The 17,038-nt window shown below is 63.6% G+C and carries 16 protein-coding genes; 10 read left to right on the forward strand and 6 right to left on the reverse strand.

The features are described 5' to 3' along the window. Nucleotides 1-74: 74 nt before the first annotated feature. From RPE78_RS04330 to modC, 4 genes are read left to right on the forward strand one after another with little or no spacing between them, the layout of a single operon-like run. A complete protein-coding gene (locus tag RPE78_RS04330; protein WP_406721314.1) occupies nt 75-422 on the forward strand; it encodes a winged helix-turn-helix domain-containing protein in 348 nt (115 codons plus the stop codon). A gap of 60 nt (nt 423-482) precedes the next feature. Next, on the forward strand, nt 483-1,226 hold the full coding sequence (gene modA, locus RPE78_RS04335) for a molybdate ABC transporter substrate-binding protein (RefSeq protein ID WP_406721315.1): 744 nt from the start codon (nt 483-485) through the stop codon (nt 1,224-1,226). Between the two features lie 4 nt (nt 1,227-1,230). Next, the gene (gene modB, locus RPE78_RS04340; RefSeq protein WP_339108275.1) at nt 1,231-1,926 is read left to right on the forward strand and encodes a molybdate ABC transporter permease subunit; all 696 of its coding nucleotides are present in this window, start codon (nt 1,231-1,233) and stop codon (nt 1,924-1,926) included. 1 nt (nt 1,927) lies between these two features. Beyond that, nucleotides 1,928-3,010, forward strand: a complete 1,083-nt coding sequence (gene modC, locus RPE78_RS04345; RefSeq protein WP_406721316.1) for a molybdenum ABC transporter ATP-binding protein — start codon at nt 1,928-1,930, stop codon at nt 3,008-3,010. A 122-nt stretch (nt 3,011-3,132) separates the two neighbouring features. Here modC and RPE78_RS04350 read toward each other — a convergent pair whose 3' ends face one another. The 5 genes from RPE78_RS04350 to RPE78_RS04370 all read right to left on the reverse strand — a co-directional run bounded on the left by RPE78_RS04350 (nt 3,133) and on the right by RPE78_RS04370 (nt 8,244). Further along, nucleotides 3,133-3,609: an Hsp20 family protein gene (locus RPE78_RS04350; protein WP_339108277.1), complete on the reverse strand. Its 477-nt coding sequence runs from the start codon at nt 3,607-3,609 to the stop codon at nt 3,133-3,135. 208 nt (nt 3,610-3,817) lie between these two features. Next, a complete protein-coding gene (locus RPE78_RS04355; protein WP_406721317.1) occupies nt 3,818-4,612 on the reverse strand; it encodes a trypsin-like serine peptidase in 795 nt (264 codons plus the stop codon). 194 nt (nt 4,613-4,806) lie between these two features. Then, entirely contained in the window at nt 4,807-6,177 is a 1,371-nt protein-coding gene (locus tag RPE78_RS04360) for an aspartate aminotransferase family protein (protein WP_406721318.1), read from the reverse strand. Nucleotides 6,178-6,198: 21 nt separating this feature from the next. Then, a complete protein-coding gene (locus tag RPE78_RS04365) occupies nt 6,199-7,665 on the reverse strand; it encodes an NAD-dependent succinate-semialdehyde dehydrogenase (protein WP_406721319.1) in 1,467 nt (488 codons plus the stop codon). 99 nt (nt 7,666-7,764) lie between these two features. Continuing rightward, nucleotides 7,765-8,244: an Lrp/AsnC family transcriptional regulator gene (locus RPE78_RS04370; protein WP_339109443.1), complete on the reverse strand. Its 480-nt coding sequence runs from the start codon at nt 8,242-8,244 to the stop codon at nt 7,765-7,767. A gap of 117 nt (nt 8,245-8,361) precedes the next feature. On the opposite strand from RPE78_RS04370, the gene RPE78_RS04375 reads away from it, so the two are divergent. Both RPE78_RS04375 and RPE78_RS04380 read left to right on the forward strand, forming a co-directional pair. Further along, nucleotides 8,362-9,171, forward strand: coding sequence for an SDR family NAD(P)-dependent oxidoreductase (locus tag RPE78_RS04375; RefSeq protein ID WP_406721320.1), 810 nt, complete (start codon nt 8,362-8,364; stop codon nt 9,169-9,171). A gap of 1 nt (nt 9,172) precedes the next feature. After that, nucleotides 9,173-11,053 carry a glycoside hydrolase family 15 protein gene (locus RPE78_RS04380; protein WP_406721321.1) on the forward strand — a complete coding sequence of 627 codons (1,881 nt, stop codon included), beginning with the start codon at nt 9,173-9,175 and terminating at the stop codon, nt 11,051-11,053. Here the strand turns inward: RPE78_RS04380 and RPE78_RS04385 are convergent. Then, nucleotides 11,050-12,492, reverse strand: a complete 1,443-nt coding sequence (locus RPE78_RS04385; RefSeq protein ID WP_406721322.1) for a PLP-dependent aminotransferase family protein — start codon at nt 12,490-12,492, stop codon at nt 11,050-11,052. The genes RPE78_RS04380 and RPE78_RS04385 overlap by 4 nt on opposite strands. Before the next feature lie 167 nt (nt 12,493-12,659). Between RPE78_RS04385 and RPE78_RS04390 the strand changes: the two genes are divergently transcribed. The 4 genes from RPE78_RS04390 to metG all read left to right on the forward strand — a co-directional run bounded on the left by RPE78_RS04390 (nt 12,660) and on the right by metG (nt 17,004). Beyond that, complete coding sequence (locus RPE78_RS04390) at nt 12,660-14,033, forward strand: aspartate aminotransferase family protein (RefSeq protein ID WP_406721323.1); 1,374 nt, start codon at nt 12,660-12,662, stop codon at nt 14,031-14,033. Nucleotides 14,034-14,121: 88 nt separating this feature from the next. Then, nucleotides 14,122-14,754, forward strand: a complete 633-nt coding sequence (locus tag RPE78_RS04395) for a LysE family translocator (protein WP_406721324.1) — start codon at nt 14,122-14,124, stop codon at nt 14,752-14,754. A 17-nt stretch (nt 14,755-14,771) separates the two neighbouring features. Further along, the gene (locus RPE78_RS04400) at nt 14,772-15,209 is read left to right on the forward strand and encodes a GNAT family N-acetyltransferase (protein WP_406721325.1); all 438 of its coding nucleotides are present in this window, start codon (nt 14,772-14,774) and stop codon (nt 15,207-15,209) included. Between the two features lie 85 nt (nt 15,210-15,294). Further along, nucleotides 15,295-17,004 carry a methionine--tRNA ligase gene (metG, locus tag RPE78_RS04405; RefSeq protein ID WP_406721326.1) on the forward strand — a complete coding sequence of 570 codons (1,710 nt, stop codon included), beginning with the start codon at nt 15,295-15,297 and terminating at the stop codon, nt 17,002-17,004. The last annotated feature ends 34 nt before the right edge of the window (nt 17,005-17,038 follow it).

The raw sequence follows: 17,038 nt of genomic DNA on the forward strand, positions 1-17,038 counted from the left end.
CGCGGCGCGGCTTGCCTTCGGGGCGGGCGGGCAGGATGATCGGGGCTGTTTCCATGCCCTGTCAGGACATTCGCATGCCGCTAAACCGTATCGCCCTGCGCCTTTACTGGGACCCGATCATGATGGGGCCCGGCAAGGCCGATCTTTTGCAGGCCATTGCCGAAGAAGGCTCCATTTCCGCCGCCGGACGCCGCATGGGCATGAGCTATCGCCGCGCATGGGCCTTGGTGGAAGAGATGAATGCAGGCTTTTGCGCACCGGTCGTGTCCTCGGCGCGCGGCGGAACAAGGGGCGGCGGCGCGCATCTGACCGAAACCGGCACCGAAGTGCTGCGGCTGTATCGCCAACTGCTGGAACGGTTCCGCGAAAGCTGCAACGACGACATTGCCGCGCTCGAGGCCCTGACCGGCCCCCGCGACTGAAGCCTATGGACGGGAAGCAGAAAAGGGTTATGTTCAGCGAAACATATCGGAGATCCCCGCATGCGCGCCCTGCCCCTTCTTGCCCTAACCACCGTCCTGATGAGCCCGCTTGCCGCCGCAGCGGACCCCGTCATCTTTGCCGCCGCCTCGATGAAAACCGCGCTGGACGAGATCGCGCAGGGCTGGGGCGAAACGCATGATCCGGTGACCATCTCCTATGCGGGCTCGTCGAAGCTGGCCCGCCAGATCGAGGCCGGAGCGCCAGCCGATATGTTCATCTCGGCCTCGACCGACTGGATGGACGAGGTCGAGACATCCGGCGCGACCATTGCAGGCACCCGCCACGACCTGCTGGGCAACGCGCTGGTTCTGGTGGCCCATGACGATGTGCAGACCGCCCCCGCCGACTTGCCCAAAGCCTTGGGCCAAGACGGTTTTCTGGCTATGGCACTTGTCGATAGCGTACCGGCGGGGGTCTATGGAAAGCAGGCGCTGACCCATCTGGGGCTGTGGGACCAGCTTTCCGCACATGTCGCACAGGCCGATAACGTGCGTGCGGCTCTGGCCTTGGTGGCCACGGGGGAAAGCCCCTATGGCATCGTCTATGCCACCGATGCCCATGCCGAACCGCATGTGCATATTGCCGCCACCTTCCCCGAAGACAGCCATGATGCGATCACCTATCCGGTGGCGCTGCTGAATACCGGCGCCGATGCGGCGGGGGCCAAAGCCTTTCTGGCCTATCTGACCACGCCCGCTGCCAAAAAGATATTTGCAGCACAGGGCTTCACGGTAAAGCCCTGAACAGATGCCCATGCTCAGCCCCGAAGAATGGGCCGCCATCGCGCTGTCGCTGAAAGTCTCGCTGGTGGCGGTGCTTTGCGCGCTGCCGGTGGCGATTGCGGTCGCGCTGGTGCTGGCGCGGGGGCGCGGGCCGCTTGTCTGGGGGCTGAATGCGCTGGTTCATCTGCCGCTGATCCTGCCCCCTGTCGTCACCGGTTACATCCTGCTGCTGCTTTTTGGCCGTAACGGACCGGTGGGGCGCGTGCTCGACCATGCCATCGGGCTGGTCTTCGCCTTCCAATGGACGGGGGCGGCGCTGGCCGCTGCGGTGATGGGCTTTCCGCTGATGGTGCGGGCGATATGGCTGGCCATCGAAGCCGTCGATCCCGGCCTTGAACAGGCCGCCCGCACCCTTGGCGCGCGCCCATTGGGCATGTTCTTCAGCATCACGCTGCCACTGATCGCGCCGGGGATCATCGCGGGGATGATCCTCGCCTTTGCCAAGGCGATGGGCGAATTCGGGGCCACCATCACCTTTGTCTCCAACATTCCGGGGCGGACCCAGACACTGCCTTCAGCGATCTATGCCCTGCTGCAGGTGCCCGGTGCCGAGGCCTCGGTGGCCAAGCTTGCGGGGATTTCCATCGCGATTGCGGTCACGGCCATGCTGGTGTCGGAATCCGTCTCGCGGATGATCGCCAAACGGATCAGGGGGGCATAGGATGCTCAAGGTCTGCCTGAAGCACCGCGCCGGACAGCTTGACCTATCGGCCGAGTTCACCGCCCCCACCGGCGTCACCGCGCTGTTCGGGCCCTCAGGGGCGGGCAAATCCACCATCGTCAACGCGATCTCGGGGCTTCTGCGCCCCGCTGCCGGACGCATCACATTGGGCGGAACGGTGCTGTTTGACAGCGCCACCCGCACCAATCTGCCCCTCCATAAACGCCGCATCGGTTATGTCTTTCAAGAACCGCGCCTGTTTCCCCATCTGGGTGTCAGGGGCAATCTGGATTATGGCCGCAGGCGCGCCCCCAAAGACGCACAGGGGCCGGATTTCGATCAGGTGATCGGAATGCTGGGCATCGCGCCCTTGCTCGGGCGCAGGGTCGCGGCGCTCTCGGGCGGCGAAAAAGCCCGCATCTCGATCGGTCGCGCCCTACTGTCCAAACCGCAGATCCTGTTGATGGACGAACCGCTGGCGGCGCTTGATGCCCCCCGCCGTGCCGAGATCCTGCCCTTTCTGGAGAATCTGCGCGATACCGGCCTGCCGATTGTCTATGTCAGCCATTCCGTGTCCGAGATCGCGCGGCTGGCCGATACGCTGGTGGTGATCGAGGCCGGCAGAACCCGCGCTTCGGGACCGCTTCAGACCCTGCTGGCCGAGCCGGATCTGGCCCCGCTATTCGGGCAGGACGGGGCGGGCGCGGTGATCCATGTGCAGGTTGCCGGACAGGACCCCGATGGCATGACCCGCGTGCAGGGCGCGGGGGGCACGCTTTTTCTGACCGAGCCGCATCCCGTGGGCCAGACGCTACGGCTGCGCATTCAGGCCAGTGATGTCATCCTGTCGCGCCAACGCCCCGAGGGGCTTTCGGCGTTGAATATCCTGTCGGGACAGGTGCAGAAAATCACCCCGACATCAAAGGCCGAAGACCGGTTCTGGGTACAGATCCGCTGTGGCGACGAGACGCTGCTGGCCAAGATCACCGCGCGCTCGCGGCAGGCTCTGGATCTGCGGCCCGACACGGAATGTCATGCGATCCTGAAAACCGTGGCCGTCGAACGCCGCGCGCCCCGCCCCTGAACGCCCCTGAACGGCCCTGAGAACAGCCGACACAGGCTAAGGTATAGCAGGCCAAAGCATAGGAAACGGCATAGAAAAAGGCGCGGGATATCCCGCGCCTCCGGCTTCGTCACACAGATGGCTTATTGCGCATTGTCGATCACATCGCGCATATCGCGCGCGACACGGCCCGCACCGGTATTGGTAATCTCGATCCGGCGGGGCTTGAGAGCCTCGGGAACCTCATGCACCAGATCGATATGCAGCATGCCATCCTCATTGCTGGCACCGGTCACACGGACATGATCGGCCAGCCCGAAACGACGCTCGAAAGCGCGGGTGGCGATACCGCGATGCAGATAGGTCTTCTGTCCGGCTTCCTCGGATTTGCGGCCCGAGACGATCAGCGCCCCGTCGCGCATCTCGACGGTCAGCTCGTCTGCGGCGAACCCCGCGACAGCGATGGTAATGCGATAGGCATTCTCGGCGGTTTTTTCGATATTATAGGGGGGATAGCTGGTTTGGGAGACGTCTTTCGACATCACGCTATCCATCAGGTCGGCCATCCGGTCAAAACCGACAGTGGCACGGTAAAGCGGCGAAAGATCAAAGCTACGCATGGTATCATCCTCTCAGAGCGATGGTTGCCCACCCCGTCCGGGCATGGGCGATGAAATGGGTGCGGGACCCTGTTGCGGCATCCCGACACACTCAATCTGGGAAGGGCCAAACGCCGTTTCAAGCCTTCCTGCCCCGAAGGATTTCAGATTTTTGCCACTCGGCCACAGCCCGCATTGGTGCGGACACAGCCCGCATTGGTGCGGAAGCCTAAGGCGAAACGGATGGCGGCACCGAGAGGAACTTCGCGCCCCCCACCATCTTCGCCCGCTGCCCGCCCGGCTGGCGCAGATCGGTCAGCATATGGCGCATCAGGCTGGCATCGGCCACCACCGCAACCGGCTGCCCCTCAAGCCGCGCCTTGGCCGAGACCACCCCCACGATCTGCGGCCTGCCATGTTTCATGACGAAGACCGGCGCACCGGAGGCCCCATGATCGACATCACAATCCGTGATCATCCGCCCCTCGTTTTTCTGGATCACATAGCAGCGCGCCTGCAGGGAGGGCAGCGCCTCGCGCCCCTCGGCATAGGAGACCACCCGCAGCGGATCGCCCTTGCGGGGCGCCTCCCCCAGATCGAACGGCATGACCGGCGAGATCCGCACGGGCCTATCCAGTTGCAGCAGAGCCATATCATAGGTCACGCGGTCAAAGGCCTGCGGTCCCTGATAGCGATATTGCGGATGGGGAAACCCCGCCCTGATCTGGCGTTCGACCAAGGCACGGTCTTCGCGTAATCCCATCCGGAAGCGGGCCGTGGTGATATCGACCTTGCCCCCGCTACGGGGATCAAAGAGACAATGCGCCGCCGTCAGAACCAGATCGGGCGCCACAAGACTGGCGGTGCAGAACCCGCCATCCGCAAAATCGAGCCGTCCGACCGCCTCCCAGCCCCGACCGGCATCCCCCGTGGTCAGGACCCGCAAGGGGGTCTGGGCCCGCAGAGTGGTCTGGGCCGATAGCGCGACAGGGAGAAGCATGGCCAGAAGACAGAGTGATATCATATGCCGGATCATCGCCATTTCCCCGCAAACCGTGCCCGCAGATCGTCAAAGCGGGTCAATACGGCGATTTTAGGACAAACGCGCGGCCCCGAGCGGGATTCACACTCGCGGATATGTTTCGAGCAGGCCGAGCGGGGCGGGGCCATCGAGACCCCGCCCCGCTCGGCCCGAAGGGACCTACGGCCCCTTCGGGCTTAGCCCAGCACCTGTGTGACCGCCTTTTTCATCGCCGCGACAATGATATCTGCCTCGGCCTCGCTGAGGCATAGGGGCGGCGCGAAGCCAAGGATATCGCCCTGTGGCATGGCGCGCCCGATCACCCCTTCTGCGGCCAGCGCCGTAGCGATCTGCGGGCCGATCTTGGCACTCGCGTCAAAGAAGCGGCGGCTGTCGCGGTCTTCGACGAATTCGACCGCGCAAAGCATGCCCTCGCCCCGGATATCACCGACATTGGCATGGTCACCCAAGGCATCTTTCATCGCCTTGTTCAGATAGGCCCCTGTTGTGCCTGCGTTTTCCACCAGACCGAGGCTGTCAATCAGCTTGAGGTTGGCCACCCCTGCTGCCGCGCCAATGGGGTGGGCAGAATAGGTCCAGCCATGACCGATGGGACCGTTTTCATCGGTGCCCTGTTCCAGCACCTTCCACATCCTGTCACCCACAATCGACCCCGACAGCGGCGCATAGGCCGAAGTCAGCCCTTTGGCGATGGTGATCAGATCGGGTTTCATCCCGTAGTGATCCGAGCCGAACATCGTGCCCAGCCGCCCGAACCCCGTGACGACCTCATCGGCCACCAAGAGGATGTCATGCTTGGCCAGCACCTTCTGGATCGCCTCCCAGTAACCTGCGGGCGGCGGCACGATGCCCCCTGTGCCCAGAACCGGCTCGCCGATGAAGGCCGCGATGGTATCTGCGCCCTCGCGGTCGATCAGCGCCTCCAGTTCGGCCACGCAATGGGCGGTGAAAGCTTCCTCGGTCTCGATCCCCTCGGGGCGGCGGAAGTAATAGGGTGCCTCGGTGTGCAGGATCGGCGCGCGCGGCAGGTCGAATTTATTATGGAAACCCGAAAGCCCCGTCAGAGACCCCGTCATCACCCCCGAGCCGTGATAGCCGCGCCAGCGCGAGATGATCTTTTTCTTCTCGGGGCGGTTCAGGATGTTATTGTAATACCAGATCAGCTTGATGTTGGTTTCATTCGCATCCGAGCCGGACAGCCCGAAATAGACTTTGGACATGCCCTTGGGGGCACGCTCCATGACCATCTGCGCCAGCGTGATCGAGGCCTCGGTCCCATGGCCCACATAGGCGTGGTAATAGGCCAGCTCGCGCGCCTGATCGGCAATCGCATCGGCAATCTCGGGGCGGCCATAGCCCACATTCACGCAGTAAAGCCCCGCAAAAGCGTCCAGCATCTGGCGGCCATCACGGTCCTCGATATAGACCCCCTTGGCGGTGCGGATCACGCGGGTTGGGGTCTCGCCACGGGCATGCTGTGCCAGATGAGTCGAGGGATGGAAGAAATTCTCGCGGTCCCAGCGGGCGAGTTGGTCATTGGTCAGCATAATGCCTCCTTTCGTCATCACTTAGATACCCCAGTCGCGGCAGAGGTATTTGATCTCCATGAATTCCTGCATGCCCGTGCGCGCGCCCTCGCGGCCAAGGCCGGATTGCTTCATACCGCCAAAGGGGATGGGCGCGCCGGTGACCTTGGTGCGGTTCACCGCCACCATGCCGAACTGTAGCGCGCGGCTCATGCGGTAGATGCGCTTGGGGTCGCGGCTGTGGATATAGGCCATCAGCCCGTAGTCGCCTGCATTCGCACGGGCGATCACCTCGTCCTCGGTATCAAAGGGCGTGATCGGCGCGATGGGGCCAAAGGTTTCCTCGCGCATGATCTTGGCGTCATCGGTCACATCGGTCAGCACCGTCGGTTGGAAGAACAGCCCCTCATGCGTGCCGCCCGTGGCCAGTTTCGCGCCTTTGGCCAAAGCGTCTTCCAGATGCTCGACCTGTTTGGCGATGGCACCTTCATTCATCAGCGGGCCGATATCGGGGTCGTCGATCCCCCGCCCGACGGTCAGCGCCTGAACGGCCTCGGTGAACTTGGCGCAGAAGGCGTCATAGACCGGACGCTCGACATAGATGCGGTTGGCGGCCAGACAATCCTGCCCCGAAGTGGCGAATTTGGCCTTGAGCGTCTCGGCGACAGTGCGGTCCAGATCGGCGCCCTTGAAGATGATCACCGGCGCATGGCCGCCCAGTTCCAGCACCAGCCGTTTCACCGTCTGGGCCGATTGCGCGTAAAGCAGCTTGCCGATGGCGGTGGAGCCAGTGAAGGACAGCGCCCGCACGCGGGGGTCTTCGCACCAAGGAGTGACGATATCGGGCGCATGGCCCGTGACCACATTGAAGACCCCCGCCGGAAAGCCCGCCCGTTCGGCAAGTTCCGCCAACGCCAGCGCCGAATAGGGCGTCTCGGCAGATGGATGCGCCACCACGCTACACCCCGCCGCCAAGGCCGCCGCTGCCTTGCGCGTCAACATGGCCGAGGGGAAATTCCACGGGGTGACCAGCGCCGCCACGCCAACGGGTTCCAGCCACAGCTCCATCTCGGCATCGGGCAGATGCGAGGTCACGCTTTCCACATTGGGGCGCTTGGCTTCCTCGGCGTAGAATTCGACGAAACTTGCGGCATAGTCGATCTCGCCACGTGCCTCCGATATCGGCTTGCCCTGTTCGGCCACCATGATGCGGGCAAGGTCTTCTTTTGCCTCGATAATCAGATCAAACCAGCGGCGCAGGATCGCCGCGCGCTCTTGCGGCAGGGTGCCAGACCATGCGCCAAAGGCACGATCTGCCGCATCAACAGCCGCCACGGCCTGCGCGCCCGAGAGGCTGGCGACATGGCCCAATTCTGCCCCGTCGCTCGGGTCAGAAACGGCAAAGGCACGCGCATCGCCTGCCTGCCATTTGCCATCCACATAGGCGAAGCTTCGCAGAAGGCGGCGGTCTTTCAGGGCGGCTCGCTCGGAAATAGCGGCATCCAGCATGGGCGGGTCTCCTTTCCCGTCCAGTCTGCCCGACTTACGCCGGCTTAGAGACCGAAGATCGCCCATCCGCAGCCCAAGCGGACTGCCGCGCAGGTGATCTTAGTCCAGATGGCCTGCCAGCAGATCGAAGGGCGGCAGGCCCTGCTTCACCGGCTTGGTCACGATATAGGTGAAATAGCGCGCAATCCCGATGCGCCCCTCCAGCAGGGTGTCGATCAGCCGCTGGTAGCTGTCGATGTCGCGGGTGACAATCTGCATGAGGTAATCAAACCCGCCGCCCAAAGCCCAGACATTCACGATCTCGGGGATCGGCTGCACGGCATCCTCGAAAATGCGGAAGGTCGCGGCCTTATGATCGGCCAGCTCGGCGGCCACAAAGACCGTCACATGCGGGCCCAGTTTCTTCAGCGCGATCCTTGCGCCATAGCCCTCGACCAGCCCCGCGGCCTCAAGCTTGCGCAGCCGCTCCCAAGCGGGGGTGGGCGAGAGGTTGATACGCTCAGCCAGCGCCGCTTTGGTGATGCGGCCCTCGCGGGCAAGCGTTGTCAGAATGGCAAGGTCACGGTCATCAAGCTTCAGCATGAGGCCATGATAGCCCAGCGCGCGCGGCCCTGCATCCGGCAAAAACGACGAAGTGAAGGAAACTTCCAAAGGGTCTGCCCGTTAGGGAGACACCCCCTGAGGAAAGGATATCCGATGTCTCCTGTAACGCCGCAACCGACCAAAGCCGCCAACCGCCTGAAAGGCAAAATCGCCATTGTCACCGGCGGCTCGTCGGGGATCGGGGCGGCCATTGCCGAGACCTACGCGCAGGAGGGGGCGGATCTGGTGATCACCTACCGCTCGGATGAAGAGGGTGCGAGGAAGACCGCCGATCATGTGGCCGCCCACGGCAGTCTGGTGGAGATCGTGAAATGCGATCTGTCCAAGCTTGACGACATCGAGGCGCTTTTTGCCAAGACGCAGGACCGGTTCGGAGCGGCGGATATTCTGGTGAATAACGGCGGGATGGACCCCGACCCCGCCGATCTGGACCAGATGGACCCCGAAGACTGGTCCAAGGTGATCGCCGTCAATCTGACCGGCCCCGCCATGGCTTCGGCGGCCTTCACCCGTATGCGCAAGGCAGCGGGCGGCGGTGGGCGCATTGTCACCGTGTCTTCGGTGCATGAGAACGTCCCGCGCGGGGGCACCTCGGCCTATGATGCGTCCAAGGGCGGGCTGCGGATGCTGACCCGCACGCTGGCGCTGGAACTCGCGCCGCATAGGATCACCGCCAATAATATCCTTCCCGGCATGATCCTGACGCCGATCAACCAGGAGGCCATCGACGATCCCGAACTGCGCAAGGAGATGGAGAGCCATATCCCGTGGGGCCGCGCGGGCCAGCCGTGGGAGGTGGCGAAAATGGCGGTCTATCTGGCTTCGACGGATGCGGAATATGTGACGGGCCAGAGCTTCGCTATTGATGGCGGGCTGTCGATCAACCTTGGTCAGGGGGCATAAGATGGAGGGCCGCATCACCCGTCCGCTGTTGCACACCCCTGCCGACACCGCTCTGGCCGACCTGCCCCAGCGCAAAAACGCCTATCCGCCGATTCGCGATTTCGCCCTGATCGGAGACACGCTGACCGCGGCGATTGTCGCGCGCGACGGGGCGATCGAATTCCTCTGCCTGCCGGATTTCGATGGCGATGCGGTCTTCACCGGCATGCTGGACGCGCGACGCGGCGGGCGGTTTTTCGTGGGCCCCACTGTGCAGGGGGAAATCACCCGCGACTATATCGGGGACAGCGCCGTTTTGCGCACCACCCATCACACGCCGCAGGGGGTCTTGCAGGTCACCGACCTGATGCCGATGGGCGAACGCGCAGATGGCTCGATCGGCGGCGACAGGCAGGTGCTGCGCATTGTCGAAGCGTTGGAAGGTGCGCCGGAACTAGCCGTGCTGATCAACCCGATGCTGGACTGGGGCGCGACCCTGCCCGACCTCCGGCAGGATGAGGATGGCAGCTGGCGGATGGAATTCGGCCATGACGGGCTGCGCTTTGTGTCCGATGTGGATCTGTCCCCTGTTACCCCCGGAGCCTTGGGCGGATCCTGCACGCTTCAGGCGGGCGAGACCCGTTTTGCCCTGCTGACCAGCGCCAGCCCCGATGCCCGCCCTGTGGATGCTGGCACGCCTCGGCGTGAACTCGACCGCACCTTGGCCTATTGGAAAAAGATCAACACGGGCTGCAAACCCGAAGGCCCTTTCCGCAAGGCGATCATGCGCAGCGCGGTGACCCTGCATCTTTTGCACTACAACAACTCGGGCGCGCTGCTGGCCGCCCCCACGGCGGGCCTGCCCGAGACCATCGGCGGGGTGCGCAATTACGACTACCGCTTCTGCTGGATCAGGGATGCCACTTTTGTGCTGCATGCGTTTTTCGCGCTGAACCTGCCTGACTGTGCCCAGAATTTCTTCCGCTGGCTGATGCAGGCCGCGCGCCAGTCCGCTCCGCGTCTGGGGGTGTTCTATTCCATCGGCAAGGAACATGATCCGGGCACGCGCACACTGACGGCGCTTGAGGGCTATCGCGGCTCGGCGCCGCTGATCATCGGCAATGACGCACAGGGTCAGCTCCAACTGGACGGCTATGGGGCCGTGCTGGATTGCGCGCGCATGTATGTGCGTCATGGCGGCACCCTGTCCGAGGAAGAACAGACCCGCCTTCAGGGCTATGCGCAGGCGGCCATGCTGGATTGGACCCTGCCCGATAGTGGCCTGTGGGAAATTCCGGGGGCGCGCCAGCATCACACATATTCCAAGGCGATGTGCTGGCAGGCGCTGGATGCCTGGCTCGATCTGATCGCATTGGGCGCCGTTCAGGATGACCCAGAGGACTACCTGAGCGAACATGCCCGCATCCGCGACTATGTTCTGTCGCGGGCATGGAGCGAGGAGGTCGGTGCCTTTACCGGCGCGATCGGGCGCGACTGGCTGGATGCCTCGGTTCTGCTGCTGCCCCGCATCGGGATCGTCGCGCCGGACGACCCGAAGATGGTGGCCACCTATGAGACCCTGAAGCGCGAGCTGTCTGAGGGACCGCATTTCCGCCGCTATCAGGAAGGGGTGGATGGCATTGCGGGCAATGAGGGGCACTTCATGGCCTGTGGCTTCTGGGCGGCAGATTACCTGACCCGCGCGGGCCGCATCACTGAGGCCGAGGCGCAGATTTCCGGCCTTTTGGCCACGGCGAATGATCTGGGGCTGATGCCCGAAGAGATCGACCCCGCAAGCGGCGACCACTTGGGCAATTTCCCGCAGGCCTTTTCCCATGCGGGGCTGATTGCGGCGGCCGTCGCGCTGGAAGAGGCCCGTGGCACGCGCGCCGATTGCGACTAAAGCGCCTCGGCCACCTGCCCCAAAAGCTTCAGACCGGGGCGCACGGCCTCGGTCCGGATACAGCTGAGCCCCAGCCGGATGTAACGCCCAGCACCTTCGGCTCCGGTGAAAGGATCGCCCAGCTCGAAAGCCACGCCACGGGCCAGCGCACCCTGCAACAGCGCGGCATTATCCATGCCTTCGGGCAGCTTTAGCCAGAGGCTCGACCCGCCATGACAGGGGTCGGGCGCCTGAAACCCCGCGAGGTCTTGGGGAAGGCGGTCGATCACCTGATACCAGCGTTCGGCATGGGCCTCGCGCAGCCGCCGCATCAGCGCCAGATAATGCCCCTCGGCCAGAAAGATCGCCGCCGTGCGCTGATTGTTCAGCGGGGCCGAGCGGTGCAGCAGCCTGCGCATCCAGCGCGCCTCATGCACAAAACCCTCGGGTGCCACCATAAACCCTAGCCGCACCCCCGGCGCGAGGATCTTTGACATGGTACCGAGGTAAATCACCCGCCCCGCCCGATCCTGAGACTTCAACGCGGGGCCTCGGGCTAGGGCCAGTTCGCCCTCGTAATCATCCTCGAGGATCAGGAAATCCTCATCGCTCGCACGGTCCAGCCAGTCGGCGCGACGAGCGGGCGACATCACCATCATCGTCGGACAATGCGAGGCAGGTGTCAGCACCGCCAGATCAAGCGCAGAGACAGGTGCCGCCCCTTCCGCATCCACGCCCAGATCCACCGGCTCGGCCCCTGTCAGGCCAAAGATGAACCGCGCATCGGGATAGCCCGGACGTTCCAGCCCGACACGCGCGCCCTCGCCCGCCAGAAGACGCGCCGCCAGATACAGCCCCTCCTGCGCGCCCAAGGTAATCAGGATCTCTTCGGGGCGGGCAAAGATCCCCCGCGCAGGCAGAATACGGGTGCGGATCTGTTCGATCAGCATCGGGTCATCTTCCACCGCGCGATCCGCCGACCACCAATCCAGCGCCGAGCGCCCCATCATATCGCGCGAGCAGGACCGCCAAGCCTGAATGGGAAAGAGCGTCGGGTCCACCTGCCCGTAGATGAACGGATAGGGGTAATCGGCCCAATTGGTCATCTTGCGGATCTGCTCGAACGCCGAGGGCCGCGCCCGCAGCCGGCTGGCCCAATGGATCGCCCCTTGCGCCGCCGTCTCGGGCATGGGCTGCGCGCGCACCGCCACAAAGACCCCGCGCTTGGGCTGGGCCTCCAGATAGCCGCGCGCGACCAGCTCGTCATAGGCCAGCGTCACCGTATTACGCGCCACCCCCAGCGATTGCGCCAGACTGCGCGAGCCGGGCATCTTCTGCGCCGGACGCAGCCGCCCCTGTTCGATGGCGGTGATGATCCCCTGCCGCAACTGGCGCTGCAACGGGTCGGGGCTGGATCTGTCCAGCGTCAGACCAAGGGTTGATTTCGCCTGCTCTGCCATAGGTTTTCGCCTAAAATTCCCGCAACCGCCCTGCCAAATGCAGAATGCCTTGGCCCTGCTATAGCATACCCGCCAATCTGGCACCATCGCTTGCACCTATCTGGCCCTATCAGCGCCAGCCCGAAAACGATTGGGTAAAGCGGAATTTCAAGAAAAGGATGGCCCCGATGGACGGTCACGCACTTAATGACATTCAGGCCACTGTCGATGCTGATAAGGCCCATGTCTTCCACCACCTGTTCCAACACGCGAAGCTGCGCACCCATGACCCGCGCATCATCGTCGAGGGCAAGGGCATGTCGGTCTGGGACCAGAACGGGCGCGAATATCTGGATTCGGTCTCGGGCGGCGTCTGGACGGTGAATGTGGGCTATGGCCGCGAAAGCATCGCCAATGCGGTGCGCGACCAGCTTATCAAGATCAACTATTTCGCGGGTTCGGTCGGGTCCATCCCCGGCGCGCAATTCGCGGAACGCCTGACGGAAAAGACCCCGGGCCTGACCCGTCTCTACTATGTGAACTCGGGCACCGAGGCCAATGAGAAAGCATGGAAGATGGTCCGCCAGATCGCGCATAAGCATCACGGCGGCAAGAAGTGGAAAATTCTCTACCGCGAACGCGACTATCATGGCTCGTCGCTGGCGGCATTGGCCGCCTGTGGCCAGCACCAGCGCGCCGACCAATATGGCCCCTTCCCCGAGGGCTTCATCCCCGTGCCGCATTGCCTTGAATACCGCGCACAATGGGACGTGGAAAACTACGGCGAACGCGCGGCGGATGCCATCGAAGAGGTCATCCTGCGCGAAGGCCCCGATACCGTGGGCGCGCTCTGCCTTGAGCCCGTCACCGCGGGCGGTGGTGTCATCGTGCCGCCCAAGGGCTATTGGGAGCGCGTGCAGGAGATCTGCAAGAAATACGACATCCTGCTGCATATCGACGAGGTCGTCTGTGGCATGGGCCGCACCGGCGAGTGGTTCGGCTATCAGAATTACGGCATCAAACCCGATTTCGTGACCTGCGCCAAAGGCGTGGCCTCGGGCTATGCGGCGATTGCCTGCATGCTGACCACCGATGAGGTCTTCGAGAAATTCCGCACAGATCCCGATGACGAAATGAGCTATTTCCGCGATATCTCGACCTTCGGCGGCTGCACGGCGGGCCCTGCTGCGGCGCTGGAAAACATGCGCATCATCGAGGATGAGGGCCTTCTGGCCAATACCAAGGCGATGGGCGACTATATGATGAGCCGCCTGCAAGAGCTGAAGGAAAAGCACAAGGTCATCGGCGATGTGCGCGGCAAGGGCCTGTTCTGCGGCGCCGAACTGGTGGCGGACCGCGCCACCAAGGAGCCGCTGGCCGAGAAGCTGGTCCAGTCGGTTGTGGCCTCGGCGGATGCGGATGGCGTGCTGATCGGCGCCACGGCGCGGTCGTTCAAGGGCTTCAACAACACGCTCTGCTTCAGCCCCGCGCTGATCGTGGACCAGCCCAAGATCGACCGGATCATCGACGCCGTTGATCGCGGCCTTGCCAAACTGGCCTGAACCAGGCTTAAGCTATCCGGAACAAGGCAGGGGCACGCTCCTGCCTTTTTCATGACCCGCGCAGGTCTGCCCCTACAGGAGAGCCCATATGACCCTTGCCACGCTGCTGACCTTCGCCCTTGTCACCACGCTGCTGGTGATCTCGCCCGGACCGAACGGCCTGCTGATCGCGCGCATCGTGCCGCTTTCGGGGCGACGGGCGGGGTTTGCGGCGGTCTGCGGCTTTGTGGCGGCCTTCTACCTGCATGGGACGCTGTCGGTGCTGGGAATCTCGGCGATACTGACGCAATCCGCATGGGCCTATAATGTCTTCAAGATGCTGGGCGCGGGCTATCTGGTCTGGCTCGGGGTCAAATCGCTGATCGCTGCGGCCCGTGGCGTGACGCCCTCGCCCCATGCCCCCGAACTGCGCCAGACCCGCAAGCGCCGTGCCTTCATCGAAGGCTTCCTGACCAATGCGCTCAACCCGAAGGTCTCGCTTTTCTATCTTGCGGCCTTTCCGCAATTCCTGCCTGCGGATCATGGCATCGCCCAGCCCTTCGCGCTGGTCACGCTGCATGCCACGATCAATGCGCTATGGTTCTCGGCTATGGTGATGGCGCTTGGCGGCCTCAGGGCCGCCACCCGCCGCCCCGCCTTCCAGCGCGCCCTGAAGGCCGTGACGGGCGTGGTCTTCATCGGCTTCGGGATGAAACTGGCGCAAAGCCGGATCGCCCCATAAGCTATGAGCAGTAAGCCATGATCCGCCCAGCCACACCCGAAGACGAAGCCGCCATCCGTGCCTGCGCCATTGCGGCCTACACCCCCTATATCGCCCGCATGGGCCGCGACCCTGCACCCATGAGCGCGGATTACGCCGCCCAGATCGCGCAGGGGGTGGTCCATGTGGCCTATGACGGCGCGTTTCTGGGGTTCATCACCTTCTATGACGAAGGCCCCCATATTCTGTTGGAAAATGTCGCCGTGACAGAGGCCGCGCGGGGCCGTGGCACGGGCCGCAAGCTGATCGCCTTTTGCGAAGAGGCCGCCCGTCTGGCAGGCAAACCGGTGCAGCTTTATACCAATGCCAAAATGACCGAGAACCTCGCGATCTATCCGCGTCTGGGCTATGCCATGATAGGCGAACGGGTGGAAAACGGCTTCCACCGCGTCTATTTCCAGAAAAATCCGGCATGAAGCGCGGGGCTTGCGCCGCTATCCCTCTGGCCATACGCCCCGCCCCGCGTTAAACCCTGCGCAAACTCATCTGAAAGGCGGATATATGGCACGTCACCTCGTCACATCGGCGATTCCCTATATCAACGGCATCAAACACCTCGGGAATCTCGTCGGCTCGCAGCTTCCGGCGGATCTTTTCGCCCGCTACCAGCGTGCGCGCGGCAATGAGGTCATGTTCATCTGCGCCACCGACGAACATGGCACCCCCGCCGAACTGGCCGCCCAGAAGGCCGGTAAGCCCGTGGCCGATTACTGCGCGGAAATGCACGAGGTGCAGGCCCGTATCGCGGAAGGTTTCCGCCTGAGCTTTGACCACTTCGGGCGGTCTTCCAGCACGCAGAACCGCCGCCTGACCCAAGCCTTCGCCAAGCGCCTGTTCGATATGGGGCTGATCCGCGAAGTCTCGGAAAAGCAGATGTATTCCAACGCGGATGGCCGCTTCCTGCCGGACCGCTATATCGAGGGCACCTGCCCCAATTGCGGCTATGACAGCGCGCGTGGTGACCAATGCGACAATTGCACCAAGCAGCTGGATCCGGTGGATCTGATCGACCCGCGCTCGGTGATCTCGGGTTCGACCGATCTGGAGATGCGTGAGACCAAGCACCTCTTCCTGCGCCAGTCGGCCATGAAGGACAAGCTGGACGCATGGATCGACAGCAAGACCGACTGGCCGGTGCTGACGACCTCGATTGCCAAGAAGTGGCTGCATGACGGCGACGGGCTGCAGGACCGCGGCATCACCCGCGACCTCAGCTGGGGTGTGCCTGCGCAATTCGAGGGCGCACCTTGGGAAGGCATGGAGGGCAAGGTCTTCTACGTCTGGTTCGACGCGCCGATCGAATATATCGCGGGCACGCAGGAATGGGCCGAAGCTTCGGGCGGCGATTGGGAACGCTGGTGGCGCACCGATAAAGGCGCCGAGGATGTGACCTATACCCAATTCATGGGCAAGGATAACGTCCCCTTCCACACGCTGTCCTTCCCCGCGACAATCCTTGGTTCGGAGGAGCCGTGGAAGCTGGTGGATTACATCAAATCCTTCAACTACCTGAATTATGACGGCGGCCAGTTCTCGACCTCGCGCGGGCGTGGCGTCTTCATGGATCAGGCGCTTGAAATCCTGCCGTCGGATTACTGGCGCTGGTGGCTTCTGTCGCACGCCCCCGAGTCTGCGGATGCCGAATTCACTTGGGAAAACTTCCAGGTGTCGGTGAATAAGGATCTGGCCGATGTGCTGGGCAATTTTGTCTCGCGGATCACCAAATTCACCCGTTCCAAATTCGGTGAGGCGATCCCCGAGGGCGGCGATTGGGGCGAGGCAGGCGAGGCGCTGATTGCCGAGCTGACCACCCGCATCCGCGACTACGAGCGCTTCATGGAGGCCAAAGAGGTCCGCAAGGCCGCAGCCGAGCTGCGCGCGATCTGGGTGGCGGGTAATGAATACCTGCAATCCTCGGCGCCTTGGTCGGTGTTCAAGACCGATCCGGTGCAGGCGGGCGCGATTGCACGTCTGGCACTGAACCTCGTGCCGCTTTACGCGGTGCTCTCGGCGCCCTTCATCCCCGATGCGGCAGCGTCCATGCTGGAAGGCATGCATGCAACCGACCAAACCTGGCCCGCGGATGTGGCCGCCGCCGTACGCGCCCTGCCCGAAGGCCATGCCTTCACCACGCCGGACGTGCTGTTTGGCAAGATCTCGGACGAAGAGCGCGAGGACTGGCAAAGCCGCTTTGCGGGCATCCGCACCTGAGCCAGTGCTCCGGACATGAAAAAACGGCGGGCCG

This window comes from Thioclava litoralis, from assembly GCF_045278885.1.
In the GTDB taxonomy this organism is placed as follows: Bacteria; Pseudomonadota; Alphaproteobacteria; order Rhodobacterales; family Rhodobacteraceae; genus Thioclava; species Thioclava litoralis.